We start from the raw sequence: 25,518 nt of genomic DNA on the forward strand, positions 1-25,518 counted from the left end.
CTGAGGCCGAAGAACTCATTTTTCAAGAATAGGCGGGCTCCCTAGACTCCATCGCATGCCTTGCTGGAGTTCGCCTTGACCACCCCCTTTCACCTGCCGCCCGCGTTGCGCACCCTGCGCAACTATGTCGATGGCGAGTTCGTCTCCACCGATCGCCGATTCGACAACATCAGCCCCTTGCACGGCGAAGTCCTGGCGCAGGTCCATGAGGCCGACGCGCTGCTGGTGGACCGGGCGGTACGGGCAGCGCGCCAGGCATTGGAGGGCCCGTGGGGCCGGATGGGCGTGGACGAACGCAGCGCGTTGCTGAACCGCGTTGCCGATGTCATCGAACGCCGCTTCGATGAATTCGTGGCGGCCGAGGTGGCCGATACCGGCCGGCCGGTGGCTCAGGCCCGGGGGCTGGACGTGCACCGCGGCGTGGTCAATCTGCGCACCTTCGCCGACATCGGGAGGCTGGCGCACGGCGACTGCTTCGAAACCCGGCTCGCCGACGGCAAGTGCCTGCTGAACTACACCGTTCGCAAGCCGGTCGGCGTGGTTGCCAGCATCTGCCCCTGGAACCTTCCGCTGCTTTCGATGACCTGGAAGGCGGCCCCCGCGCTCATCTGCGGCAACACGATGGTGGTCAAGCCATCGGAGGAGACGCCCTCATCGGCCACCCTGCTGGCCGAGGCCTTCCACGAGGCCGGCGTGCCGCCGGGCGTCTTCAACCTGGTGCATGGCTTCGGCGCGAACTCGGCCGGGGAGGCCCTGACCCGCCATCCGGACGTCGATGCGGTCACCTTCACGGGCGAGTCGCGTACCGGTTCGACCATCATGAAGGCGGTCGCCGACGGGGTGAAAGAGATCTCCTTCGAACTCGGCGGCAAGAACGCGGCGGTGGTCTTCGCGGATGCCGACTTCGATGCCGCGGTGGATGGCGTCGTGCGATCCAGCTTCTCCAACTCGGGACAGGTCTGCCTGTGTTCCGAACGGGTCTATGTCGAGCGACCGATCTTCGAGCGCTTCGTCGCCGCGATGAAGCTGCGCACCGAAGCGCTGAAGGTCGGCTGGCCGGACGAGCAGGGCGTGTTCATGGGCTCGCTGATCTCGCGCGGCCACCGCGACAAGGTGCTGTCGTACTTCGACCTGGCGGTCCGCGAAGGGGCTTCGGTCGTGACGGGCGGCGGCGTGCCGAAGTTCGGCGACCAGCGCGACAACGGCGCCTTCGTCCAGCCGACGATCTGGACCGGACTGGCCGACGACGCGCGCTGCATGCAGGAAGAGGTCTTCGGCCCGGTGTGCCACATCGCTCCCTTCGACAGCGAAGAGGAGGTGATCGACCGGGTCAACGGGACGCCGTACGGCCTGGCAGGCTGCATATGGACCTCCAACCTCTCTCGCGCCCATCGCGTGTCGCCCCGGTTCCAGGTCGGCATCGTCTGGATCAACACCTGGTTCTCGCGCGACCTGCGCACCCCGTTCGGCGGCTCCGGGCTGTCGGGCATCGGGCGCGAAGGCGGGCGCCACTCACTCGACTTCTATTCGGAAACCACCAACGTCTGCATCGCGGTCTGAGCCGCCTGCCGAACCACACCCATGAACCAGAAAGAAATCAGGCTCGACGAGCAGGCCGGAAAGATCGCCGACCTGCTCTGGCAGGCCGCCGAGAGCGGCCGGCCGATCGACCCCGTGCGCGAACTGATCGAAGCGGTCGCCATCGATGGCGACCTGATCGGCGCCGCCTACCGCGTGCAGCAGCGCGTGACGCAACGCCGTCTCGACGCCGGCCAGCGTCTGGTGGGCCGCAAGATCGGGCTGACCTCCACGGCGGTCCAGCGGCAGCTGGGCGTGGATTCTCCCGACTTCGGCGCCCTGTTCTCCGTGATGGCCGCCGGCGACGGCGAGGAGATCGCCTGGACGAGGGTGATGCAGCCGAAGGTGGAGGCCGAGATCGCCCTGGTGCTGGATCGCGACCTGCCGCACGAGAAGCACACGATGGCCGATCTGATCGGCGCGACCGCCTATGCGCTGCCTGCGATCGAAGTGGTCGGCAGCCGCATCGCGAACTGGGACATCCGGCTGTCCGACACCGTGGCGGACAACGCTTCCTCGGGCCTGTTCGTGCTGGGCAGCCGCCCGGTGACGCTGGACAGGCTGGACCTGGCCGGATGCGGCATGGTGATGGAGCGCCGCGGCGACCAGGTGTCGGTCGGCGCAGGAGCGGCCTGCCTTGGCAATCCGCTCAATGCGGCCATCTGGCTGGCCGACATGCTGGCCAGCATGGGGACCCCCCTGCGCGCTGGCGACGTGCTGCTGACCGGTGCCCTGGGGCCGATGGTGGCGGTGCAGCCCGGTGACGTGTTCACCGCCCGGATCGAAGGACTCGGCTGCGTCGCCGCAGCCTTCGGCCACTGATTCCTCGCCTCGACAAGCCTCAATGACTCTCAACTCACGAACGCCCGTCGCCATCATCGGCTCGGGCAACATCGGCACCGACCTGATGATCAAGGTGCTTCGCAGCGCGGGCCCTCTGGAGATGGCCGCCATGGTCGGCATCGATGCGCATTCCGATGGCCTCGCCCGGGCCCGGCGCATGGGCGTGGCGACTTCCGCCGAAGGCATCGAGGGACTGATCGGGCTGCCGTGCTTCAAGGACATCCGGATCGTCTTCGACGCCACCAGCGCAGGCGCGCACGGGCATCACGACGCCGCCCTGCAGGCGCACGGCGTGCAGGTGATCGACCTGACGCCGGCCGCGATCGGCCCCTACGTCGTGCCGGTGGTCAATCTCGAGAAGCACCTGGACGCACCGAACGTCAACATGGTGACCTGCGGCGGCCAGGCGACGATCCCGATCGTGCGCGCGGTCTCTCGCGTGGCCCCGGTGCGCTACGCCGAGATCGTCGCCTCGATCGCCAGCAGGTCGGCCGGGCCCGGCACGCGGGCCAACATCGACGAGTTCACCGAGACGACTTCGCGGGCGATCGTCGAGGTGGGCGGTGCCGACCATGGCAAGGCCATCATCGTGCTGAACCCCGCCGAACCGCCGCTGATGATGCGCGACACGGTGTACTGCCTGACGGAACTGGATGCGGATCAGGAGGCGGTCGAAGCCTCGGTCTCCCGGATGGTGGCTGACGTGTCCGCCTATGTGCCCGGCTACAGGCTCAAGCAGAGGGTCCAGTTCGAGCGCATCGACGGTGAGCGCCGCCTCAACGTGCCCGGCCTGGGCCTCGTGCAAGGACTCAAGGTCACGGTGTTCCTCGAGGTCGAGGGCGCGGCCCACTACCTGCCGGCCTACTCGGGCAACCTGGACATCATGACCAGTGCGGCACTGGCCACGGCCGAACGCATGGCGGCACGCCGGCCGTCCGGCGCCCGTGCGGCTTGAAGGAGCAAGACATGACCCACCAACCCCGAAAGATCTACGTCTCCGATGTCACCTTGCGAGACGGCATGCACGCGATCGGCCATCAGTATTCGCTGCAGCAGGTCGTGCGCATCGCGCGCGCACTCGACGAGGCGAAGGTCGACAGCATCGAGGTCGCGCACGGCGACGGCCTGCGCGGATCGAGCTTCAACTACGGCTTCGGCGCCCACACCGATCTGGCCTGGATCGAAGCGGTGGCCGGCGCCGTCCGGCATGCCAAGGTCGCCACGCTGCTGCTGCCCGGCATCGGCACGCTGCACGATCTCCGCTCGGCCTACGATGCGGGCGCGCGCGTGGTGCGCGTCGCGACGCATTGCACCGAGGCCGATGTCTCCAGGCAGCACATCGCCCATGCGCGCGAGCTGGGCATGGACACCGTCGGCTTCCTGATGATGAGCCACATGAACAGCCCCGAAGGGCTGGCCCGGCAGGCGCAGCTTATGGAGAGCTACGGCGCACAGTGCGTGTATGTGGTCGACTCGGGCGGGGCGATGAACATGAACGACATCGCGGCGCGCTTCAAGGCCTTCAAGCGCACGCTGAAGCCCGAGACCCAGACCGGCATCCACGCCCATCACAACCTCAGTCTGGGCGTGGCCAACAGCCTGGTGGCGCTCGAGCACGGCTGCGACCGGGTCGACGCCAGCCTGAGCGGCATGGGCGCCGGCGCCGGCAATGCCCCGCTCGAGGTCTTCATCGCCGCCGCGGATCGCGCCGGCCTGGTCCATGGCTGCGACGTGCGCAAGCTGATCGACGCGGCGGAAGACATCGTGCGGCCCCTGCAGGGTCGACCCGTGCGGGTCGACCGCGAGACCCTGGCGCTAGGCTATGCGGGCGTGTACTCGAGCTTCCTGCTGCACAGCGAGTCGGCCGCCCGACGCTACGGCCTCGCGACCTTCGACATCCTGGTCGAACTCGGACGGCGTCGCATGGTCGGAGGTCAGGAGGACATGATCGTCGACGTTGCGCTGGACCTTCTGCGAAGAGCGCAGGGCGGCGAGGCGCCTGCCGGGTCCGCGAAGACCGGGGAGACATGCGAATGAGCGTCCGATCCCATCTGGAAGAAGCGGCCGCGCTGCTCGACGATGCCGCACGCTCGCAGCGCGGCATCGAACAGTTCGCGCCGGGACATTTCACGCTCGACGAGGCCTATCTGGTCCAGCGCGCGCTGATCCGTCGGCGCATCGAGCGCGGCGAACGCCCCAAGGGCATCAAGCTCGGCTTCACCAGCCGGGCCAAGATGATCCAGATGGGCGTCGACAGCCTGATCTGGGGCCTGCTGACGGACGCCATGATCGAAGAGGACGGTGGCGCGGTGGACCTCGGCCGCTACATCCATCCGCGGGTCGAGCCGGAGGTCTGCTTCCTGACGCGCAAGGCCATCGACGGGCCGTTGACGGCACTGGAAGCAGCCGACTGCATCGAGGCGGTCGCGCCGGCGGTGGAGATCATCGATTCGCGCTACCGCGAATTCAGGTTCAGCCTCGAAGACGTGGTGGCCGACAACTGCTCGTCGGCGGGCCTCGTCGTCGGCATGTGGTCGCGCAAGCTCGACGGGCTCGGCAATGCCGGCGTTCGCTTGCAGTTCGATGGCCGGGATGTCCAGGTCGGATCCACCGGTGCGATCCTCGGCCACCCCTTGCGCTCGATCGTCCAGGCCTCGAAACTGCTGCATGGCGCGCAGATGGCGCTGCCCGCGGGCTCGCTCATCATGGCGGGCGCCGCCACGGCGGCCGAGGCGCTGCCCGCCGGCGTCCACGTGCGATGCCAGGTCGGAAGCGGCGCGGCGTCCCTCGGGTGCGTCGAGTTTCACGCCACGAAGGAGTTGCCATGACGCTCTCCCAGGACGGCACGGACACCGGAGCCAGGGTCGTGGCGGGCATGGCGGTGCCCCGCGGCCGCTTCCCGCACTGGCGGCGGGCGGGCGATTTCATCTTCGTTTCGGGCACCAGCTCGCGCAGGCCGGACAACTCCTTCGTCGGCGTCGAGGTCGACCCGATGGGCGTTACCCGGCTCGACATCCGCGCCCAGACCCGGGCGGTGATCGAGAACGTCCGCCGCATCCTGCAAAGCGCCGGCGCGGACCTGTCCGATCTGGTCGAGACGCAGGTGTTTCTCGTCAACATGAACGACTTCGGGGGCTACAACGAAGTCTGGGCCGAGTACTTCGACCACGAGGGTCCGACCCGGACCACGGTAGCGGTGCACCAGCTGCCGCATCCCCATCTGCTGATCGAGATCAAGGCGACGGCCTTCAGGCCGCCAGCCGTGTCTGGACCGGCGCCATGACTTCGCCCCACCCATCAACCACCATGCTCAAGTACGGTCCCCCTCTCAACTTTCCCCGCTGGCTCGAGGACAACAGCCATCTGCTCAAGCCACCGGTGGGCAACCGCCAGATCTGGAGCGATGCCGACTTCATGGTCACGGTGGTCGGCGGCCCGAATGGCCGCAGCGACTTCCATGACGATCCGGTCGAGGAGTTCTTCCACCAGTTCAAGGGCAACGCCCATCTGCTGCTGTGGGACAGCGATCGCTACGAGCGCGTCGACCTCAAGGAGGGCGACATCTTCCTGCTGCCGCCTCACACGCTGCATTCGCCGCAACGGCCCGAACCGGGCAGCCTCTGCCTGGTCGTCGAGCGCCGGCGGCCCGCCGGAGAGCGCGATGCCTTCCAGTGGAGCTGCGCGCATTGCGGCCACGTGATCCAGCGCCACGAAGTGCTGTTGCAGAGCATCGTCGACGACCTGCCGCCCCTGTACGAGCGCTTCTATGCCAGCGACGAGGAGGCGCGGCGCTGCTCGCGTTGCGGAGAAGTCCATCCGGGGCGCGACCATCAGGCCTGGCACAGCGAACTGGACTCGAAGCGGAGCGGTCGATGATCGACATGCACTCCCACTTCTTCCCCCCGATCTCGCAGCAGGAGGCGCAGCGCTTCGACCCTGTCCGCGCGCCCTGGCTCGCGGTGCCGAAGGGCGAGGCGGAGGGCCACATCATGGTCGGCGAGACCCGATTCAGGCCCGTGTACCGGGCCTTGTGGGATCCGGATTTTCGTGTCGCGGAACTGGATGCGCAGGGCGTCGAGGTGCAGGTCGTGTGCGCCACGCCCGTGATGTTCGGCTACGGCTGGGAGGCGGCCAGGGCGGCCGACTGGGCCGCCCGCATGAACGACCGGGCGATCGGGTTCTGCGCCGCGCATCCGCATCGGCTGAAGGCGCTGGCCCAGGTGCCCCTGCAGGATCTGGCGCTCGCCTGTGCCGAGGCCACGCGCGCCGTGTCGGCGGGATGCGTGGGCGTGCAGATCGGCAACCACCTGGGCGACAAGGACCTGGACGACGAGCAACTGGTCGCGTTCCTCGTCCACTGCGCCGAGCAGGCGATTCCGGTGCTGGTGCATCCCTGGGACATGATGGGCGGCGCCCGCATGAAGAAGTGGATGCTGCCCTGGCTGGTGGCGATGCCGGCCGAGACCCAGCTGGGCATGCTGTCGTTGATCCTGTCCGGTGCCCTGGAGCGAATCCCCGAGTCGCTCAAGATCTGCTTCGCCCACGGCGGTGGTGCCTTTGCATTCCTGCTGGGGCGGGTCGACAACGCCTGGCGCCATCGCGACATCGTGCGCGAGGATTGCCCGCAGCTGCCCTCCAGCTATTGCCGCCGGTTCCACGTCGACAGCGCCGTCTTCGATCCGGCCGCGCTTCGCATGCTGACCGACGTGATGGGTGTCGATCGCGTGATGCTCGGCTCGGACTACCCGTTCCCCCTGGGCGAGCAGCGCATCGGCGAGCTGATCCGGGATGCCGGCTTCCTGGCGCCGGGCGACCGGCAGCGGCTGGTTCGGGGCAATGCCGAGTCCTTCTTCGGCTTCTGAGCGCGAGCGCGGGTATTGCACCCATTTCGCTCATCAATCAACAAGTTTTAATCGTTTGACGAATAGTTGTACCCAAGATGAAATCCATGTCCAAGAACCCCTCGGCAACCAGCGCGCCTGACTGCCTGCCTTTCCAACCGTCCCAGGAGTTTCGAATGATGCGAACCGTGTTGCGCAGCCACCTTCTCCAGCTCGGCGCCGCCTTCGCGCTGGCGTTGGGCGCCGCGACTGCCGTGTCGGCGCAGCCGCAGCCGCAGGCGCCGAAGCAGACCCAGGTGCAGGCGGCCGAGCTGGAGCAGCTGCTCAGCAAGCAGGCCATCACCGAGTTGCTCTACAAGTATCCCCGTGCCCTCGACCGCCTGGACCGCGAGCTGCTGATGTCCATCGGGCATGCGGACGCCAAGGTCGAGTTCGGCAAGACCGTCTTTCCCAACTGGACGGCCTACACGGACTGGATGATGAAGGCCCATTCGACCATGCTCGGCAACAACCACCGGATCACCAACATCCTGATCGAGGTGCGCGGCGACACCGCGGTGAGCGAATCGACGGGCACGGCCACGCTCCTGGTCAAGCAGGACACCGGCGAAGACTACGAAGAGCGCTGGATGCATTCGCGCTATCTGGACAAGTGGTCGCGCCGCGGCGGCAAGTGGGCCCTCGATGCGCGCCAGACCGTCATGGACTATCGCGTCGTGAAGCCGGTCTCGGCCGCCGACGTCAAGAAGATGTACCAGATGGGTGCCCGCACCGGGCGTGCCGATCCGTCGTACGCGCTGTTCGGCATCCAGTAGGCGCGCCGGAAACACCATGAGCCATTCGACATTCCATCGCCATGCGGCGCCCGGCAGCCCGGGCTGGCAGGCGCATTGCGGCTGCCAGCCGCGAAGGGGATTTCTGAAGTCGCTGGCGGCGCTCGGGGCCGCCGCCATCGCGCCCGCCGGCCCGGTGCTGGCGCAGGCGCCGCTGCAGGCACCGGCCGTCCATGCCGGGCGCATCGACTTTCACCACCACTTCTTTTCACCGGCGTGGATCAAGCTGGTGGAGTCGAAGAACTCGGTCAAGCCCGTGCTCGGCTTCGAACAGTTCAAGACCCATTCGGTGGCCAAGGACCTCGAGTCCATGGACCGGGGCGGCGTCGAGAAGGCCTTTCTCTCGGTCACGCAGCCCGGCGTCTGGTTCGGCGACCTGCAGGAAACCCGCAAGGCGGCCCGGGAGCTGAACGAGTTCGCGGCCCGGCAGAAGTCCGACCACAAGGGCCGCTACGGCCACTTCGCGGTGCTGCCGCTGCCGGATGTGGAGGCCAGCCTGCGCGAGATCGAGTACGCCTTCGACACGCTCAAGGCGGACGGCGTGGGCCTGCTGTCGAGCTATGACGACAAGTGGCTCGGCGACAAGTCCTTCGCCCCCGTCTGGGAGGAACTCAACCGCCGCAAGGCCGTGGTCTACATCCATGCGACCGCGCCGAACTGCTGCTCGTGGGACTTCCAGCCCGGCATCCTGCCCACCTTCGTCGAGCTGGGGTCGGACCTGGCCCGTGCGATGGTCAGCGTGATCCAGGGCGGCACCGCCAAGGCGACGCCGGACGTGCGCTACATCTGGTCGCACGGCGGCGGCAGCATCTGGGCCCAGCGCTACCTGGTCGGCGAAAGCACCGAATCCCTGGCGCGCACCGCGCCCCCGGACTCGAGGCTGCATCAGTTCAGGCGCTTCTTCTACGACACGGCGGCGGCGGCCGACGCGGTTCACATCGGCATCCTGAAGATGATCGTGCCAAGCTCCCAGATCGTCTTCGGTTCCGACTACCCCTGGGTCGAACCCGAGCGCATCGCCGCAGGCCTGCGCACATCCGGCCTCACGCCCCAGGAGCTGCAGGCGGTCTACCGCGACAACGCGTTCCGGCTGATGCCGGAGCTGCGCGGCTGAAGGCTCACGGGCCCGAGAAACAACATGAAGCTCTTCAAACTCCTTGCCGCCGCCGTGCTCGGCGTGCTGCCCCTGCTGGCGACGGCGCAGGCCTTTCCGTCCCGGACCGTGAAGATCGTCGTGCCCTACGCCGCCGGCGGCGGCGTGGACGTGATGGCGCGCGTGCTGGCGGAGCGCCTTCAGCGCAAATGGGGGCAGCCGGTGATCGTCGAGAACAAGACCGGTGCGTCGACCATCATCGGGGCCTCGGCGGTCGCCAAGGCGGCGCCCGATGGCCACACCCTGCTGCTGACCAGCGAATCGACGATCACCAGCAATCCCTTCCTGTTCGACAAGCTTCCCTATGACCCGGTCCGCGACCTGCTGCCGGTCACGCAGCTGGTCAGCCTGCCGCAGATGGTCATCGCACACCCCTCGGTTGCGGCGCGCAACCTGGACGAACTCGTCGCCCTCGCCAAGGCGAAGCCGAACGAGCTGAGCTACGCCAGCTACGGCTCGGGCAGCCTTCCGCATCTGCTGTTCGAGGCGCTCAAGGCACGGTCGGGGGTGCAGCTGACCGCGGTCCCGTACAAGGGCATCACGCCCGCCGTCACGGCGGTGATGACCGGCGAAGTACAGCTCACGCTGGCAGGCGTGTCCTCGGCCCAGGCCTATCTCCGGGCCGGAAAACTGAAGGCGCTGGCGGTCGCGCGCTCGCAGCGGCTGCCTGACCAGCCGCAGGTTCCGACCTTGCGCGAAGCCGGATTCGCCGACATCGATCCGCACGAATCCTGGTTCGGCCTGTTCGTGACGGGCGGAACGCCTGGCGATGTCGTGCAGACGCTCTACCGGGACGTGGCCGAGGTCGCTGCCGACCCTGCGTTCCGTGGGCAGCATGTGCTTGCGCGCGGCTTCGATCCGGTGTTCTCCACGCCGGAGGCCTTCGGCCAGTTCATTCAGGCGGACAGGACCCGAAAGGCCCACCTGATCCGCATCTCGGGCGCCAAGGCGGAATAGCCCGCGCCATCGACGCAACGCGCGCAAGCGCGGAGGAAAACCAATGAAAGAAACAGCGCCGGCGGCGCCGTCGGCCGACCCTGCGCGCGAGCTTCCCGCGCGCGAGGAATTCATCATTCGCGGCGGGCGCGTGCTCACCATGGATCCATCGCTCGGCGAGTTCGACGAGGCCGACGTGCATGTTCGCGACGGCGTCATCGTCGCCGTCGGAGTCGGCCTTCAGGCGCCCGGCGTCGCGGCGATGGATGGCCGCAACACGATCGTCATGCCGGGATTCGTCGACACCCATTGGCACCTCTGGAACAGCTCGCTGCGCGCACTGGTGCGCGGGGACGATGCCGAGCACGGCTACTTCCCGGTGACGCTGCGGGTCGGACCGCTGTTCACGCCGGAGGACTCGTACCGCTCGGTGCGCCTCGGCCTCGCCGAAGGGCTCGCCTCGGGCATCACGACCGTCCACAACTGGTCGCACAACACCCGCTCTCCCGAACATGCCGACGCGGAACTGCGCGCGCTGCACGCCACGGGAGTCCGGGCGCGTTTCTCGTACGGCTGGGGGCAGGAGCTGCCCCTGAACCGGACGATGGACCTCGAAGACCTGGCGCGCGTGCAGCGAGAGGGCCTGCCCGGCGACGGTCTGCTGAGCCTGGGCGCCGCAGTTCGAACGCCGGTGACGAACCCGCGCGGCGCCGTGCCGATCGAGGTGATCGCGGCCGAGTTCGAGGGCATCCGTGCGCTCGGTCTCCCGATCACGATGCATGCGCGGCCCGGCGTCGTCTCGGTGCTCGAAGGCCACGGCCTGCTGGGTCCGGACCTTCAGCTGGTGCATCCCCAGGGCATCTCGGTCGAGGAGCGCAGGCTGCTCGCCGAGCGGCGCACGACGATGTCCTGCTCGCCGGTGATCGAGATGCTCTACGCGCAGGCGACGCGGGGAGAGATCCAGTTCCAGGAACTGCTGGAACGCGAGGTGCTGCAGAGCCTGTCGGTCGACAGTTCAGCCGCCTCGGCCAACGCGGACTTCTTCAACTGCATGCGCGCACTGCTGTGGTCGCACAAGCAGCGCTTCGGCAGCCGCGTGCCTCTGTCGCCCCGGCGCCTGCTGGAGCTGGCCACCATCGATGGCGCGCGAGATCTGGGGATCGCCGAGCTCACGGGCTCGCTGACCCCGGGAAAGCGAGCAGACCTGATCCTCGTGCGCACGACCGATCCGAACATCGGCCCGGTGATCGATCCCGCCTTTGCGCTGGTCTATTCCGCGCAGCCCTCCAACGTCGACACCGTGATCGTCGACGGCCGCGTGCTCGTGCGCGAAGGCCGCTTCACGGCGCTGGACGCCCGGCAGGTCATGCAGGACGCCGAGCAGTCGGTGCGCGGGCTCGTCTCGCGTTCGCGCGCCGGCCAGGCGTCGGGCCGACGAGGCGAGTGAGCCGACGCTGTCCGATCGAAATCAGGCGACGGCATCCCGCTGCGCCGCATCCCAAGGGAAATCTCAGATGAAGCATTCAATCCTCATGGCTGCATTCGCCGCCGCCGCTGCATTCGCGACCGCATCGCAGGCGGCGGATTTCATGGAACAGGGCGAGCGGATCAAGGGCCGGTCCTATTCGCCGGCAGTCGTCACCGAGGGCGGCCGAACGGTCTGGCTGGCCGGCGAGACCACCATCGTCGACCTGCAGGGCAAGGACATCAAGGGCGACTTCGAGGCCCAGGCCAGAACCGTCTTCGCCTTGCTCGACCAGACGCTCCAGCGGGCCGGCGGCAGCTTGAAGGACATCGTGACCATGACGGTCTACCTGACCGATGCGCGCAACGGTGCCATCTTCTCGAAGGTGCGCGGCGAGATGTTCCCGGACCGCAACTTCCCGGCCAGCGCCCAGATCACGGTGTCGAACCTCGCGGTGCCCGGCATGCAGATCGAGATCCAGGCCACCGCCGTGATCGGCGACAGATGCTCGAAGGCCAGTCCGTGCATCCCGCGCTGAGCCGTTCGCTCAGGCGTCCTGCAGTGCCTTGCAGCGTGCGGCGAGGCAGTCGCGAAACGCCGAAGCGCTGGGCGACAGCGAGCGACCCGATCGCGTGACGAGTTCGATATGCCGATGCACGACCGGATCGTGAAGCACGCGGAAACGCGTGCGGCTGGACTTGAGCAGCGCGCCCACGTAGGCGGGCACCACGGTGATGCCCAGTCCTGCGTCGGCGAGCCCGACCGCGGTGCCGAGATGGCCGACCTCGAACCGGGGCTTGATCGACACCCCCGCCTTGTGGAACAGGGGGTCGGTCAAGGCCCGAAAGCCGCTCGAATGCGCCATGGCGATCATCGGCTGGTCGGCGATGTCGGCCCAGGTGAGATTGCGCCGGCGCCGGGCCATCGGCCAGGCGACAGGCACCATGGCACCCAGCGAGTGCCGCAGCATCGGCTCCCGCTTCAGGTCGGCCTCGACATTCGGAAAGACGCCGAAGCCGAGGTCCACGTCGCCGCCTTCCACCGCGCGGATGATCTGTTCGGCGGGCCAATCGGCCAGCCGCACCGAGATGCCGGGATGCACGCCCTGGAACTGCGCGATGGTCTCCGGCATGAAGGTCGCCGCCAGCAGCGGCGTGGTAGCGATCGTGATGTGGCCGCGGCGCTTCTGGACCAGGTCCTGGGTGTCGGAGACGGTCTGCTCGACGTCCGCGAGGATTCGCTGCGCGCTCGCCAGGAACTCGCTGCCGGCGTCGGTCACGGAGATCTTCCGGGTCGTGCGGTCCACGAGCTGAACGCCCAGATGGGCTTCGAGATCGCGCACCAGCAGGCTCGTCGCGGACTGGGTCAGGTGCAGCTTGCGGCCGGCGGCAGTGAAGCCGCCGCTGGCTATCACTTCAACGAAGGCTCGCATCTGTCGCAAGGTGATGCTCATTCGAAATTCTGCTGGAGTTCCGGGATTGATTCGTTTCTAGCACGGCAGGCATCGTCGGGCAAAAATGCGCGGCCGCGACCCTTGGCCGCCGGAGTCGCGCCATGACGCCATCGGGTGCAAAGCACTCGCGGCTGTCGCTGGCGCGAAGGCTTCGCCTGCAACAACTGGCGATCTTCGAGAAGGTCGTCGAGGCCGGGTCCATCCTGGCGGCTTCTCGCGAGCTGGCGATGACCCAGCCGGCGGTGAGCAAGTCCATTCACGAACTGGAGCAGCAACTCGACGGCGTGCTGTTCGTGCGCGGCAAGCGCGGCGTTGTGCTGACCGAGTTCGGCTGCCTGTTCCAGCGGCACACGAAGATCCTGATGGGCGAACTGCGCTACCTGGCGGAGGACCTGAACGCCTGGCAGACCGGTACCGCCGGCCACGTGGTCGTGGGCTCGCTGATCGCCGCGTCCGCCACCTTGCTGCCGGAGGCGATCACGCGCTTGCGCGCGGCGGTCCCCGATGTGGTGGTCACGGTGCGGGTCGGACCGAACTCGGTGCTGTTCCCGGCCCTTGCGCGCGGCGAACTGGACGTCGTGGTCGGCGCGCTGCCCGCGGAAGACGCCGAACTCCTGCGCCAGAACCATGCCGAACGCGCGGAGCTCGAGCACGTGGCCCTCTACGAAGAGGCGCTGTGCGTCGTGGTCGGCAGCCAGCATGCCCTGGCGGCGCGGCGCCAACTCTGCCTTTCGGAACTGCACGCGCTCGAATGGATCGTGCCGACACAGGATTCCGCCGCGCACGCTTCGGTCAGGTCCTTCTTCAAGAAGGCAGGGCTGGCGATGCCGCGGCGCCTTGTCGAGTCGGTGTCGATACTCACCAATCTCGGCCTGGTGTCGGCCGGTTCGATGGTCGCGCTGATGCCGCAGTCGGCGGCGGAGCGCTTCGCGCAGGCGGGGCTGCTGGCCATCCTGCCGCTGGAGGGGCTGTCGCCTTTCAGCAGCGTGGGCTACACGGTGCGCGCGGATCGCGGGCCGAGCGCCGCGACCGAACACCTGCTCGAAGCGCTGCGCGGCGTGGGCCGATCGCATGCGGCCGGCGTCGACGCATCGGCTTGTATTCCAGCGCTCTATGCCTGAGGCCGAACAAGTCATTATTCAAGAACGACTCGGCTTCCTAGACTGCACGGGCCTTGCGCAGTCTGCTGCTGCAGCGATCTCGAATCGGCTCCCGCACCCAGACGGCTCCTTGCGTGTTCGATCAACCAAGACCGAGTCATCACCTTGAACCTCAACTCTCGCGCGACCCTGGCCACCCTGGCCTTCATCACTGCCTGCGGCAGCGCTTCCGCCCAGTCTTCCGTCACTCTCTTCGGTGTGCTCGACACCGCGGTCAGCCACTACTCGAACGGTCCCACCCATCAGACCGTCCTGAGCAATTCCAACCTGTTCAACAGCAGGCTGGGATTTCGCGGCAGCGAGGACCTGGGTGGGGGCCTCTCGGCTTCCTTCTGGCTCGAGGGTGCGCTGACGCCCGACGACGGCAATGCGAACGGCTTCAACTTCATGCGACGTTCCACGGTCAGCCTGGGCAGCGCCTGGGGCGAGTTGCGCCTGGGACGCGATTTCACGCCGACCTTCTGGAACGAGGCCGTGTTCGATCCCTTCGGCGCCGTCGGCGTGGGTGCCCTGGTCATGTCCCCGGCGCGCAGCAGCAGCACGGCGGCCGGTCGGGCGCGATGGACCTCGGACTTCGGTGCCAACAACCCGGCCTACATCCGCGCCAGCAACACGGTGGGCTACTTCCTGCCTCCGACACTCGGCGGCTTCTACGGCCAGTTGCAGTACGCCCTCGACGAACAGGTGACGCCGGGCAACGACCAGGGCCGATTCATGTCCGGCCGCTTCGGCTATGCGAAGGGGCCGCTCAACGCCGCGCTGTCGATCGGCAAGACCACCGGCTCCGATCCCGCCAGCGCGGCGGCTCCCGACATCACGACCTACAACCTCGGCGCTTCCTATGATCTCGGATTCGCCAGGCTGTCGGGGATGTACTCGCGGGAGAAGTACGAGCGGGCCGCGGTGTCCAACACCGGCAAGGGATACATGGTCGGCGTCAACGTGCCCGTCGGCGTCGGGAACATCGTGGCCGCCTACTCGCGCATCGAGATCGACCTGCCGCGCACGCCGACCTCGGACAAGATGGCGGTGGGCTATGTGCACAACCTGTCGAAGCGCACGGCGCTCTACGCGACCTACGCCCGCCTGGGCAACAAGGGCGATGCGCTGCTCAGCGTCGCGGCGAGCCTGCCCGGCAGGCCCAACACCAGCTCCAGCGGGTACGACCTCGGCATCCGTCACGCCTTCTGAGTCCGGCGTCCCGGGGCGCTTGCGCGCGTCCCGAGGGCTTGCCTCTGCCATGCCGTATATTTCGGTCCAGGTTCAAACGAACTGTCCCCACGCAACATTCCATCAGAAAGCACTTGAGGAGTTTTGCCATGCGTTTGCTTCGACGGATCGCTCGTTCCCAACGGCTGACCGAACTCATCGGAACGGCCGAGGTCGCGAGGGCCGAAGACTACGAAAAGAAGGGCTGGGTCATCGTTCGCCGCACGAGCATGCCGGCGCCTCAGCAGGCGGCCGGGTTCCAGACTGTCTATGCGCAGATCACGGACGCCGGGCGCCACTTTCTCGATGGCACGGCGCCGTAGCACGGCGGTCCGCCGGCGTGCGGCCGATAGCCCTCATCGCCCCGAAAAGCGTGCGGGCCGCCGCTCGATGAAATGCGCCACGCCCTCGGTGAAGTCCTCGCTGCGGATGCTCTCGACCATCTCGGCATTGGCGAGCGTCACGGCCTCGCCCAGTGACTGGTAGGGCGCCTCCCACAGCTGTCGCTTCATGACGCGCACCGAGCGCGGCGACACTTCGGCGGAGAGCGTGCTGGCCAGTGCCTGCGCCTCGGCGAGCAAACGCTCGGCCGGGACGACCCGGTTCACCAGGCCCATGCCGAGCGCCTCCGGCGCGTCGATCTTGCGAGAGGTCAGCAACAGGTCCGTGGCGTGGGCATGGCCGACGATGCGCGGCAGCATCCACGAGATGCCGTGCTCGGCGATCAGGCCGCGCTTGGCGAATGCGGTGGCGAAGACCGCCTTGTCGGAGGCGATGCGGAAGTCGCTGTAAAGCGCCATCACCAGGCCGAGCCCGGCTGCGGCACCATTGATCGCACAGATCACCGGCTTGGGGGCCGCGGGGAAATAGGAGTATCGCGTCTGGTAGTCGGCCCTGCGGTTCATGTCGAAGGGGCGCATCCACTGCTCGGCGCGGATGTCCTCGGGCGGCAGCACTTCCAGCTCTTCCATGTCCATGCCGGCGCAGAAGGCGCGGCCCGCGCCGGTGAGGACGATGGCTCGCACCGCGTCGTCGCGGCCGGCCTGCTCGATCGCCGTGCGCAGTTCGGCCTCGAGGATCCGGGTCAGCGCATTCATGCGCTCCGGGCGGTTCAGCGTGATGGTCGCGACGTGGCCGTCGACCGTGTAGAGAATTTGTTCGAAGGTCATGGTTGGGAGGGTCAGTGGATGGCGTTCTCGATGAAGGCGGCGGGCAACTGGATCGATACCGGTTCGACGAACTCGTCGATGCCGTAGCGCCCGTTCTCGCGCCCGATGCCCGATTGCTTGAAGCCCCCGAATGGCGCTGCAGGGTTGAACGGCGCGCCGTTGATGTCGACCTGGCCGGCGCGCAGGCGGCGGGCGACCGCGAGCGTCGCCGCGTCGACCGGGCCCCACACCGCGGCTGCCAGGCCGTAGTCGGTGCCGTTGGCCAGCGCGATGCCGTCCTCCACCTCGTCGTAGCCGATCAGCACCAGCACCGGACCGAAGACTTCATCGCGCGCCACCGCCATCCCGGGCGTCACGTCGGCCAGCACGGTGGGGCGCACGAAGTAGCCGTGCGGCGGCAGTTCGGGCGGGCTTCCGAGCGTTCGTGCGCCTGCCGCCAGGGCCTCGGCGATCAGGCCTTCGACCTTGCGCTGCTGCGCCTTTGAAATCAGCGGCCCGAGCCGGGTCGCGCCATCGGCCGGGTCGCCCATGCGCAGGGCGGCCAGCAGGTCGGCGGCTGCGGCTTCGGCAGCGCCGAGCCAGGTCCGCGGCACCAGCAGCCGCGTGGTCGCCGAACAGGTCTGGCCGGAATTGAGCATGCAGCCCGCCAGCGTGGTCTTGACGGCGGCCGCCAGATCCGCGCCGGGGAGGACCAGCGCCGCCGATTTGCCGCCCAACTCGAGCGCCACGCGCTTGATGCCGTCGCCGGCGATGGCCGCGATGTGGCGGCCGGCACGGGTGGAGCCGGTGAAGGACACCATGTCCACATCGGGATGCCGGACCAGCGCCTCGCCGACCTCCGGTCCGGTCCCGTGCACGAGATTGAAGACGCCGGCCGGCAGCCCGGCCTGGAGCACCGCCTCGGCGAGCAGGAAGGCGCTGGTGGGAGCCAGTTCGGACGGCTTGAGCACGACCGTGCAGCCGGCCAGCAGCGCGGGAGCGATCTTGCCGGTGATCTGGTGCAGGGGGTAGTTCCAGGGGGTGATGCAGGCCACGACGCCGGTAGCCACCTGCTGGACCAGCGAATGGCCGATGCGCGATTCCCATTCGAACGCCGCGGCCAGGTCCGCGTACATGTCCCAGGCGGCGATGGGCGCGCCGACCTGAATCCGCGCGGCCAGCTTGCGCGGCATGCCGACCTCCCGCGAGATCGCGGTGGTCAGGGCCTCGGACTGTTCGCGCAGCGCCGCGGCGATGCGGCGAACGGCGGCGACGCGCTCCATGGGCGGCGTGGCGGCCCAGCCCGCGAAGGCGCGGCGAGCGGCGGCCACCGCGGCGTCGACATCGGCCAGCGAGGCGCTGCGATAGGAAGCGAAGGTCTCTTCGGTGAAGCTGTCGGTGACGGGCAGGTCGTCCGCGCCATGGGCGGGCGCCATGGCGCCGTCGATGAAGAGCTGTTTGAAAGGGGTCATCTGTATCAATCCTTGCGTGGGTCCGAAGTCTTGGGGGCGTCGCGTTTGGCGAGGAACTCGCGCATGACGCGCTGAGGCTCGCCGGTGGAATAGCACTCGAGCTGGTAGCGGATGCCGGCGCTGCATGCCTCGTCGAAGCCGGCCTGGGTGCGTTCGCGAAAGCGCTGCTTGGTGGTGCGCAGCGCCGCGCCGGGGAGGGCGGCCAGGGCGCGCGCGCGCTCGAGCGCGCGCGGCAGCACCTGCTCGGGTGCCACCAGGTCATTGACCAGGCCCAGTGCATGCGCGCGTTCGCCGGTGATCAGTTCGCCGGTGAGCGAGAGCTGCTGGTTGAGCGAATGGCCGATCTGCAGCGACATCAGGTAGGAGCCCACGATGCTGGCCAGCCCGGCCTTGACTTCGGGCTGCCCCATGCGCAGCGTCGGATGGGCCACGCGCAAGTCGCACATCAGCGCGATCTGGAATCCCGCACCGACCGCGGTGCCGTTGAGCGCCGCGACGATCGGCTTGGAGACATCGCGCACGGCCTGGTACATCGCGTGCTGCCGGTTGAGCCAGCCCGCCAGCGTGCCGGTGTCGATCGCGGCCGACTCGTCCAGGTCCTGGCCACCGCAGAAGGCCCGCTCGCCGCTGCCGGTCAGCACGATCGCCTGCACGCCCGGATCGGCGTCGAGGGCGTAGAGCTGCTCGCGCAGTGCGGCACGCAAGCCGGCATCCACCGCATTCATCACGGCAGGGCGGTTCAGCCGAAGCACCGCCGTGCCGTCCTGCATGTCGATCCGCAGGCATTCACTGTGCTGCATGCGAGGCTCCCTGGCGTTCGATCACTGCGTCGACGGCCCATCCGCCCTGGCCCGCATCGCCGACGATGAGCGGGTTCAAGTCGATCGACGCGATGTCTTGCGGGTGCGCCGCCGCGAGGGCGCCGAGCGCCACCGCGGCGCGCGCGACCACGCCCAGGTCCATGGGCGCCTCGCCCCGGACGCCGGCGAGGATCGGCGCGATGCGCAGCCGAGCGAGCTTGGCCATCACGTCGGACTCCGAGAACGGATGGAGCAGAACCACGAAGTCGCGCAGGGCCTCGACGTACTTGCCGCCATCGCTGACCATCACGACGGTTCCGAACAGCGGGTCCTGGCGCACGCCGAGCGCGAACTCGCGGCGTCCGCGCACCCTTTGCGCGACGATGACGCCGTCCAGCGGCAGGTCTATGGCCGCGACCCGTTCGGCGCATGCGGTCCAGGCCTGGCGAACCTGCTCCGCGGTCTGCACGTCGATGAAGACCAGGCCATGTTCGGACTTGTGGGGAATCCGGGCCGAACATGCCTTGACCACGACCTGCGGTCCCAGCGCCTGCCAGGCGGCGACGGCTTCGTCCGCGCTGCGGCACAGGCGCAATGGCACCGTGGGGATGCCGCAGGCGGCCAGCAGGGCAAGACTGTCCGCCTCGCTCAGCAGCGGCCCATCGCGGTCCGGCAGTGCCGGTGCCGGCATCGCGGGCGCCGGCAGCGCGTGGCGTGCCGCGGCCTGCTGCATCAGCATGCCGTGGCGGCTCCACTGATGCAGCGCGTCGACGGCGTCGGTCTCGTGGGAGAACACCGGAACGCCGGCTTCGCGGAAGGCCTGCCGCACCGAGGCTTGCGGCGCCGACACCACGCACGGCTTGTTGCGTGCCTGGGCGAAACGCGCGGTGTCGCGCGCCATGCCGGGAACGTCGTAGCCTTCACCGGCCACCGGCACGCCGACCAGGAACATGTCGGCCTGCGGGTCGGCCGCCAGTGCGCCCAGCGTGTCGGCATACATGCCGCCCTGCGTCATGAGCGAGGCCGTGAGGTCGACCGGATTCTGTGCCGTCGCGAAGCTCGGCATGATGCCGGCGAGGGCGTCGATGACCGGCCTGCCGAGTTCCGCCAGCGGCAAGCCCAGCGTATCGGCCGCATCGGCGCAGAGCACGCCGACCGCGCCGCTGTGGCTCATGACGACCAGATGTTCGGCGGCTCGGGGCGGAGCGCCGAGATAGAGCTCGACCGCGTTGACCAGGCCCTGCACGTCGTTGGCACGCCAGATGCCGTGGCGCTCGAAGAAGGCGTCGACCACCACGTCGTCGTTGACGATGGCGCCGGTGTGCGAGGCGGCGGCCTTGGCGCCGTGCGCGCTGCGGCCCGACTTGAGCGCGATCACGGCGGCGCCGCGCGCCGCGGCGAGCCGCGCCACCTCCGCGAGCATGGCGGGGTCGCGCAAGGACTCGATGTACATCAGCACGACGCGTACCTCCGGGTCCGCGGCCGCGGTCAACGCCAGCTCGCACACCGATGCGTCGGCGTCATTGCCCGATGCGACCAGGTAGCGCACCCCGACGCCTCGCTCCCGCAGCATCGCGTACGGCATCACGCTTGCCGCGCCGCTCTGGCTGACGATGGCGACCGGGCCGTCGCGGGGCTCGATTTCCATGAACATGGTGCTGAAGTTCATCACCGCGCCGGTCTGGAAATTGGCCACGCCCTGCGCATTCGGCCCCACCAGGCGAATGCCGAGACGGTGCGCCTGCGCCACCAGCGCCTGCTGGCGCGCCAAGCCCTCGGCGCCGGTTTCGCCAAAGCCCGAACTCATGACGATCGCGGTGCCGACGCCGCGCGCTGCGCATTGGTCGATCACGCCGGCGACCGCATCCTGGCCGACCGCGACGATGGCCACGTCCGGCGCCTCGGGCGTGGCCGCGAGGGAAGGGTAGGCGTCGAGGCCCTGGACCGTCGTGCGCCCGGGATTGATCGGGTAGACCGCGCCCTGGAATCCAAAGCGCTGGAGGTAGTGCAGCGGGCGGCCGCCGACCTTGTTGCGGTCTTCGGTCGCGCCGACGACGGCGATGCGGCGCGGTGCGAAAGCGCGTTGCAGCCGGGGATCGAGGAGCTTGGTCATGGCGTCGCTCAATCGAGGCTGGCGCCGGAGGCCTTGACCACGGGCGCCCACTTGGCGGTGTCGCTGCGGATCAGCGCGGCGAACTCCGCCGGCGTGGTGGTCCGCGCCTCGGCGCCGTCGGCTTCCATGCGCTTCTTCATGTCGTCGCTCGCCATGACCGCGACCATCTCGCGGTTCAGGCGCTCGACCACGGGAGCGGGCGTCGCCCTGGGCGCCAGCACGCCGTACCAGATCGTCACGTCGAAACCCTTGAGGCCGGCTTCCTGGGCGGTCGGCACGGTCGGCAGCAGCGGCGAGCGCTTCGGTCCGGTGACCGCGAGCGCACGCACCTTGCCCGCGGCGATGTTCTGCGTCTGCTGCGCGATCGTGTCGAACATCATCGACAGGCGTCCGCCCAGCAGGTCCACCATCGCCGGCGCGGAGCCCTTGTACGGGACGTGCGTGATCTGGATGCCGGCGGTGCTGCGGAACAGCTCGCCCGAGAGATGGTTCGAGCTTCCGTTCCCGGCCGAGCCGTAAGTCAGTTCACCGGGCCTGGCCTTGGCGAGCGCGATCAGGTCGGCCAGGTTCCGGGCGGGGATTTCGGGGCTGGCGACCAGCACGTTCATCGTCGTGGCCATGAGGCTGACCGGGGCGAAGTCCTTCACCGGGTCGTAGCGCAGCCTGGCATAGAGGCTCGGATTGATGGCCATCGTGCCGGTGGTGCCGAAGAACAGCGTATGGCCGTCGGCCGGCGCCCGGGCCACGAGTTCGGCGGCAATGCCGCCACCGGCGCCGCCCCGGTTGTCGATGATCACCTGCTGGCCCAGGCGGTCTCCGAGCTTCTGGGCCAGCAGGCGCGCCATGGCGTCGGTCGGGCCGCCGGCGGGGAAGGGCACGACCAGCGTGACGGCCTGCCGGGGGTAGGCGGCCTCCTGGGCGTGGAGCGGGGCGGCCAGCAGCGAGGCGGCCGCCATCGCGAACGCGATCGGGTGCTTGAACTTCAAGGTGTCTCCTTTGAGGTGGGTGCAGCCCGAGGTTAGGGCGCGCTGTCATTTCCATAAAGAGCAAGTAGTGGATTTCTGATTTCCATTAAAGTGAAATCATGAAGCTCAAGCAACTGAACACCTTCCTGCTGGTGGCCGACATGAAGTCGCTGTCGCGCGCGGCGATCGCCTCGGACATGGCCCAGTCGCTGGTGAGCCGGCAGATCGCCATGCTGGAAGCCGACTGGGGGCGGCGCCTGTTCGACCGCACCGGTCGCGGCATGGTGCTGTCCGACTTCGGCCGGCGGATTTATCCCGAGGTCAAGCGCGTCCTCGAACAGGTCCGCGAGCTCGATGCCGCGGCGAGCGAGGCGGCCGGCGTGCTGACCGGCACGGTGCACGTGGGCGTGCTGCCCTCCTTGTCGCGCCAGCTGCTGCCGATGCTGTTGGCCGACGTGCGCGAAAGGGCGCCGGCGCTGCGCCTGCACGTGATGGAGGGGTTCAGCGGCACGCTCGACGAGCAGCTCGCATCCGGTCGGCTCGACATGATCGTGGTGAACCGCTACGGCTCGTCGGCGCTGCGCGGCGAGGATGTGCTCGGCAAGGTCGAGACCTTCCTGATCGGCAAGGCCGGCCGGCCGGAGCTGGAGGCGAAGACCGTTCCGTTCCGCGCCCTCGGCGGTCTTCCGCTGGTGTTGCCCGCGGTGCCGAACGGCCTGCGAACCACGCTGGACCTGCTCTCGCGGCGCCACGACGTCGCGCTCGACATCGTGATGGAGGTCGACACGGCCACGGCGATGAAGGACGTCGCGGCGAGCGGACACGCCTTCACGCTGCTGCCCATCACGGCGGTGACGCAGGAGATCGCGCTGGGCCTGCTCTCGGCCTGTCGCGTGACCAGCCCGGGCATCCGGCGGACCATCGCCCTGAGCCTGACGCGGCAACGGCCGCTGTCGGAAGGCGCACGGCTGGTCGCTTCGCGCGTGCGGCTGCTGGCTTCGGGCTTGCTGGCGGATCTCTAGCGCAACGGTGCTCCCCCGCCGTGATCGGGACGCACTCGCGGCGCCAGGATCAGGCTGATGACCGACTGCCCGGGGCGACCAGTTTGCGATCGACGTGCTGGATGGCGCGAACGATCTGCTCTGGCGCCGCGAGCGCTGGCGTCATCCCCCAGCGATCGAACGGGTCGTTGCCGATCCGCAGCATGCCGGTGTGCCGGGTGGCCTCCTTGTCGACCGCCGGATCGGGGTCGTAGAAGCCCAGTGCAAGGCGCACCTGCTCGACGCTTTCCCGGGTTCCGGTGAGGAACAGCCACCCCGGCTTGACTTCGTGCATCTCCGCGTAGTCGGCAAGGTCCTGCGGCGTGTCGCGTTCGGGCCGCACCGTGATCGAGTACATGAAGATCGTCTTGCCCACTTCCGCGCCCAGGAGTTCCTGCACGCGCACCAGGTTGGCAGTGGTGAGCGGACAGGTGCCTTCGCAGTCGGCATACATCATGTTGATGGCGACGATCTTTCCGCGTACCAGATCGTCGTAGAAGCGCACTGTTTTTCCGGTGTGGGTCTTCAGTTCAACGTTCGGGATGCGCTGCCTGCCTCCAGATGGCCGTGTCGGTTCGGACACGCCGGCCTGCGCGCCGATGGCGCCGAGCGAGGCGGCACCCAGTCCGGCGAGCAGAAGTCTACGGTTGTTCATACTTGACTCCTTCGTTGTCAGGGATGCTTCGGGAGATTCACGGCACGATGTCCAGCCGCGTCATCATCGCGTGGTCCTCATGCGTGAGGTTGTGGCAGTGCATCAGGTACTTGCCGGTGAAGTCGCGGAAGCGGAACAGGACTCGCATGGTCATGAGCGGTCCCAGGATGAACACGTCCTTTCGGCCTTGCTCGTGCACCGGCGGCAAGGTGGTGACTCCGTTGGTCGTCCTGCTGAGGATGCGGCCCTCTTCGAAGTGCACGTGGATGGGGTGCTGCCAACCGTTGTCGACGTTGACGAACTCCCAGACTTCCGCGGCGCCCTTGCGGATCGGATTGGGCATGGGCGCGGTTGCGTTGAAGAACTGCCCATTGATGTTCCAGTTGCCGCTGTTGCGTGCGAACAGCCAGCGGCGAACCGGCAACGCGGCAATCTCTGCCGGCGTGGGCAAGTCGCGCAGGGGTCGCAGGATCTTTTGTGTCGACGTCATCAGGGCCGGATCGCTGCCGTCGGGAGGGGGAGGGTTGTTGCCGACGATGAACTTGATCAACTGGGTGCCCGGGGCTTGCGCGACGGTCGGTTGGCGCGTCTCGATCTGGACGAGCTGGTTCACGAGGAAGACCTGGGTCCCCGGCGCGAAGCGCGAGAAGTCGATGATGATGTCGGCGCGCTCGGCAGGAGCGAGCCGAACCCTGAACTGGTTGATCAGCGCCCTCGGCAGCAGGTTGCCGTCGTTGGCGATGTGGGTGTAGGTGTACAAGGTCGTGCGGTTCTGGTGCTGCAGGTAGAACTCGTAGAAGCGCGTTGGCCCGGCGTTGAGCAGCCGGAAGCGGTACCGGCGCCGCTGCACGTTGAGCACCGGCTCGATCTTGCCGTTGACCACGACCTTGTCGCCCAGCACGCCCTCGGGATTGAGTTCGTCGAAGACCAGATTGCCGGCTGCGTCGAACCGCTTGTCGGAGAAGCTCAGCGGATAGTCGTAGGCGCCGCTCGGCAGACGCAGGCCGGTCGTTTCGTCGCCGGTGTCGAGGTCGTCGAAGATCGCGTACCGGCCGAACAAGCCCTTGAGCACGTTCGGCGCAGTGACCCCTTCGGTGTGGTCGTGATAGAAGAGCGAACCCAGGGCCTCGCGCGGATCGCCCTTCGTCGCCGGAAATTCGTCGTAGCCGGCATAGATGTTGGGATAGAAATGGTCGTTGAAAGTCCCGCCCTGAGTCAGGGTCGCGCCCCCCACACCGAGTCTGTAGAAGTCTGACGCGTAGCCGTCGCTCTCCGACGGCGTATGCATGTTGTGCAGGTGCGTGGAGATCTCCGGCGAGCCGAAGCCGTTGTGGCCCGCTGGCAGATCGTTGCTGATTCGAACGATCACCGACTCGCCATAGCGCGCGTGGATCGTCGGGCCCGGCGTGGTCACGACGCCGGGCGTGTGCCCCTCGTAGCCCCAGATGGGCTGCGGCGGATAGTTGGCATTGAACACCCAGGCCGGATTCTCTTTCGCGGTCAGCTGGTACAGCTTGGGCGTCCCGACCACTGCGGGCACCAGTTCGGCGTAGCGCTGGTGCGCGGCGCGGCCGCATTCGCCGCCGGCTGTATTTGCCGCGACGGTCGGCGCGGGGGTCAGGGAGGCGAGCGCCGTGAGCGGGGTATCCGCGGCGGGCAGCACGTCGACCCAAGGCGTCGTCGCCCGGCTCGGGGGCAGCACGACCTGGGCCTCGGTGTTGCGCGATGTCAGCACCAGGGGTGCAGCGGTAGCGGCGATGGACGCCTTGAGCAAGGTGCGGCGGCTGCCGTCGGGGCGGGACGCCACGGGTTCTCGCGATTGCTGGAGCTCTTTGCGCATGATGTTTGCCTTTC

Annotated in this window: 25 protein-coding genes; 17 read left to right on the forward strand and 8 right to left on the reverse strand. The window is 68.2% G+C overall.

Annotated features, from left to right (window positions below; all coding sequences use genetic code 11):
* Positions 1–75: 75 nt before the first annotated feature.
* The 13 genes from QTI45_RS15935 (at position 76) to QTI45_RS15995 (ending at position 12,187) form a co-directional block, all read left to right on the forward strand.
* Positions 76–1,560: a 2-hydroxymuconic semialdehyde dehydrogenase gene (locus QTI45_RS15935; protein ID WP_286655074.1), complete on the forward strand. Its 1,485-nt coding sequence runs from the start codon at positions 76–78 to the stop codon at positions 1,558–1,560.
* A 21-nt stretch (positions 1,561–1,581) separates the two neighbouring features.
* A complete protein-coding gene (locus QTI45_RS15940; protein ID WP_286655075.1) occupies positions 1,582–2,400 on the forward strand; it encodes a 2-keto-4-pentenoate hydratase in 819 nt (272 codons plus the stop codon).
* Positions 2,401–2,422: 22 nt separating this feature from the next.
* Entirely contained in the window at positions 2,423–3,376 is a 954-nt protein-coding gene (locus QTI45_RS15945) for an acetaldehyde dehydrogenase (acetylating) (protein ID WP_286655076.1), read from the forward strand.
* 11 nt (positions 3,377–3,387) lie between these two features.
* On the forward strand, positions 3,388–4,458 hold the full coding sequence (gene dmpG, locus QTI45_RS15950; protein WP_286655077.1) for a 4-hydroxy-2-oxovalerate aldolase: 1,071 nt from the start codon (positions 3,388–3,390) through the stop codon (positions 4,456–4,458).
* A complete protein-coding gene (locus tag QTI45_RS15955) occupies positions 4,455–5,249 on the forward strand; it encodes a 2-keto-4-pentenoate hydratase (protein WP_286655078.1) in 795 nt (264 codons plus the stop codon). Before dmpG ends, QTI45_RS15955 begins: the two co-directional genes overlap by 4 nt.
* On the forward strand, positions 5,246–5,704 hold the full coding sequence (locus QTI45_RS15960; protein ID WP_286655079.1) for a RidA family protein: 459 nt from the start codon (positions 5,246–5,248) through the stop codon (positions 5,702–5,704). Before QTI45_RS15955 ends, QTI45_RS15960 begins: the two co-directional genes overlap by 4 nt.
* Before the next feature lie 23 nt (positions 5,705–5,727).
* A complete protein-coding gene (locus tag QTI45_RS15965) occupies positions 5,728–6,297 on the forward strand; it encodes a 3-hydroxyanthranilate 3,4-dioxygenase (RefSeq protein ID WP_286655141.1) in 570 nt (189 codons plus the stop codon).
* Entirely contained in the window at positions 6,294–7,283 is a 990-nt protein-coding gene (locus tag QTI45_RS15970) for an amidohydrolase family protein (protein ID WP_286655080.1), read from the forward strand. Before QTI45_RS15965 ends, QTI45_RS15970 begins: the two co-directional genes overlap by 4 nt.
* Positions 7,284–7,438: 155 nt before the next feature.
* A complete protein-coding gene (locus QTI45_RS15975) occupies positions 7,439–8,077 on the forward strand; it encodes a nuclear transport factor 2 family protein (protein ID WP_286370590.1) in 639 nt (212 codons plus the stop codon).
* 16 nt (positions 8,078–8,093) lie between these two features.
* Positions 8,094–9,209 (forward strand): amidohydrolase family protein, encoded by a 1,116-nt coding sequence (locus QTI45_RS15980; protein WP_286370589.1) that lies wholly within the window; start codon positions 8,094–8,096, stop codon positions 9,207–9,209.
* Between the two features lie 24 nt (positions 9,210–9,233).
* Entirely contained in the window at positions 9,234–10,205 is a 972-nt protein-coding gene (locus tag QTI45_RS15985; RefSeq protein WP_286655081.1) for a Bug family tripartite tricarboxylate transporter substrate binding protein, read from the forward strand.
* Between the two features lie 43 nt (positions 10,206–10,248).
* Positions 10,249–11,631 (forward strand): amidohydrolase family protein, encoded by a 1,383-nt coding sequence (locus QTI45_RS15990; protein ID WP_286655082.1) that lies wholly within the window; start codon positions 10,249–10,251, stop codon positions 11,629–11,631.
* A gap of 67 nt (positions 11,632–11,698) precedes the next feature.
* A complete protein-coding gene (locus QTI45_RS15995) occupies positions 11,699–12,187 on the forward strand; it encodes a RidA family protein (RefSeq protein ID WP_286370586.1) in 489 nt (162 codons plus the stop codon).
* 9 nt (positions 12,188–12,196) lie between these two features.
* Here QTI45_RS15995 and QTI45_RS16000 read toward each other — a convergent pair whose 3' ends face one another.
* Entirely contained in the window at positions 12,197–13,102 is a 906-nt protein-coding gene (locus QTI45_RS16000; RefSeq protein WP_286370585.1) for a LysR family transcriptional regulator, read from the reverse strand.
* A gap of 101 nt (positions 13,103–13,203) precedes the next feature.
* Here QTI45_RS16000 and QTI45_RS16005 point away from each other — a divergent pair, with 101 nt between their 5' ends.
* The 3 genes from QTI45_RS16005 (at position 13,204) to QTI45_RS16015 (ending at position 15,794) form a co-directional block, all read left to right on the forward strand.
* Positions 13,204–14,223 carry a LysR substrate-binding domain-containing protein gene (locus QTI45_RS16005; RefSeq protein WP_286655083.1) on the forward strand — a complete coding sequence of 340 codons (1,020 nt, stop codon included), beginning with the start codon at positions 13,204–13,206 and terminating at the stop codon, positions 14,221–14,223.
* A 144-nt stretch (positions 14,224–14,367) separates the two neighbouring features.
* Positions 14,368–15,453 carry a porin gene (locus tag QTI45_RS16010; protein ID WP_286655084.1) on the forward strand — a complete coding sequence of 362 codons (1,086 nt, stop codon included), beginning with the start codon at positions 14,368–14,370 and terminating at the stop codon, positions 15,451–15,453.
* 128 nt (positions 15,454–15,581) lie between these two features.
* Complete coding sequence (locus tag QTI45_RS16015) at positions 15,582–15,794, forward strand: hypothetical protein (RefSeq protein ID WP_286370582.1); 213 nt, start codon at positions 15,582–15,584, stop codon at positions 15,792–15,794.
* A gap of 33 nt (positions 15,795–15,827) precedes the next feature.
* On the opposite strand, the gene QTI45_RS16020 is transcribed toward QTI45_RS16015, so the two are convergent.
* From QTI45_RS16020 to QTI45_RS16040, 5 genes are read right to left on the reverse strand one after another with little or no spacing between them, the layout of a single operon-like run.
* Positions 15,828–16,640 carry an enoyl-CoA hydratase gene (locus QTI45_RS16020; protein WP_286655085.1) on the reverse strand — a complete coding sequence of 271 codons (813 nt, stop codon included), beginning with the start codon at positions 16,638–16,640 and terminating at the stop codon, positions 15,828–15,830.
* A gap of 11 nt (positions 16,641–16,651) precedes the next feature.
* Positions 16,652–18,091, reverse strand: a complete 1,440-nt coding sequence (locus QTI45_RS16025; protein WP_286655086.1) for an aldehyde dehydrogenase family protein — start codon at positions 18,089–18,091, stop codon at positions 16,652–16,654.
* Between the two features lie 5 nt (positions 18,092–18,096).
* Entirely contained in the window at positions 18,097–18,891 is a 795-nt protein-coding gene (locus tag QTI45_RS16030; protein ID WP_286655087.1) for an enoyl-CoA hydratase/isomerase family protein, read from the reverse strand.
* Positions 18,878–21,004, reverse strand: coding sequence for an acetate--CoA ligase family protein (locus tag QTI45_RS16035; protein WP_286655088.1), 2,127 nt, complete (start codon positions 21,002–21,004; stop codon positions 18,878–18,880). Before QTI45_RS16035 ends, QTI45_RS16030 begins: the two co-directional genes overlap by 14 nt.
* Before the next feature lie 8 nt (positions 21,005–21,012).
* Positions 21,013–21,990 (reverse strand): tripartite tricarboxylate transporter substrate binding protein, encoded by a 978-nt coding sequence (locus QTI45_RS16040; protein WP_286655089.1) that lies wholly within the window; start codon positions 21,988–21,990, stop codon positions 21,013–21,015.
* 98 nt (positions 21,991–22,088) lie between these two features.
* On the opposite strand from QTI45_RS16040, the gene QTI45_RS16045 reads away from it, so the two are divergent.
* Positions 22,089–22,991 carry a LysR substrate-binding domain-containing protein gene (locus QTI45_RS16045; protein ID WP_286370576.1) on the forward strand — a complete coding sequence of 301 codons (903 nt, stop codon included), beginning with the start codon at positions 22,089–22,091 and terminating at the stop codon, positions 22,989–22,991.
* A 49-nt stretch (positions 22,992–23,040) separates the two neighbouring features.
* Here QTI45_RS16045 and QTI45_RS16050 read toward each other — a convergent pair whose 3' ends face one another.
* Positions 23,041–23,664, reverse strand: coding sequence for an SCO family protein (locus QTI45_RS16050; protein WP_286655090.1), 624 nt, complete (start codon positions 23,662–23,664; stop codon positions 23,041–23,043).
* A gap of 37 nt (positions 23,665–23,701) precedes the next feature.
* On the reverse strand, positions 23,702–25,504 hold the full coding sequence (locus tag QTI45_RS16055; protein ID WP_286655091.1) for a multicopper oxidase family protein: 1,803 nt from the start codon (positions 25,502–25,504) through the stop codon (positions 23,702–23,704).
* Positions 25,505–25,518: the final 14 nt, after the last annotated feature.

The organism is Variovorax saccharolyticus (genome assembly GCF_030316765.1).
Lineage (GTDB): Bacteria > Pseudomonadota > Gammaproteobacteria > Burkholderiales > Burkholderiaceae_C > Variovorax > Variovorax saccharolyticus.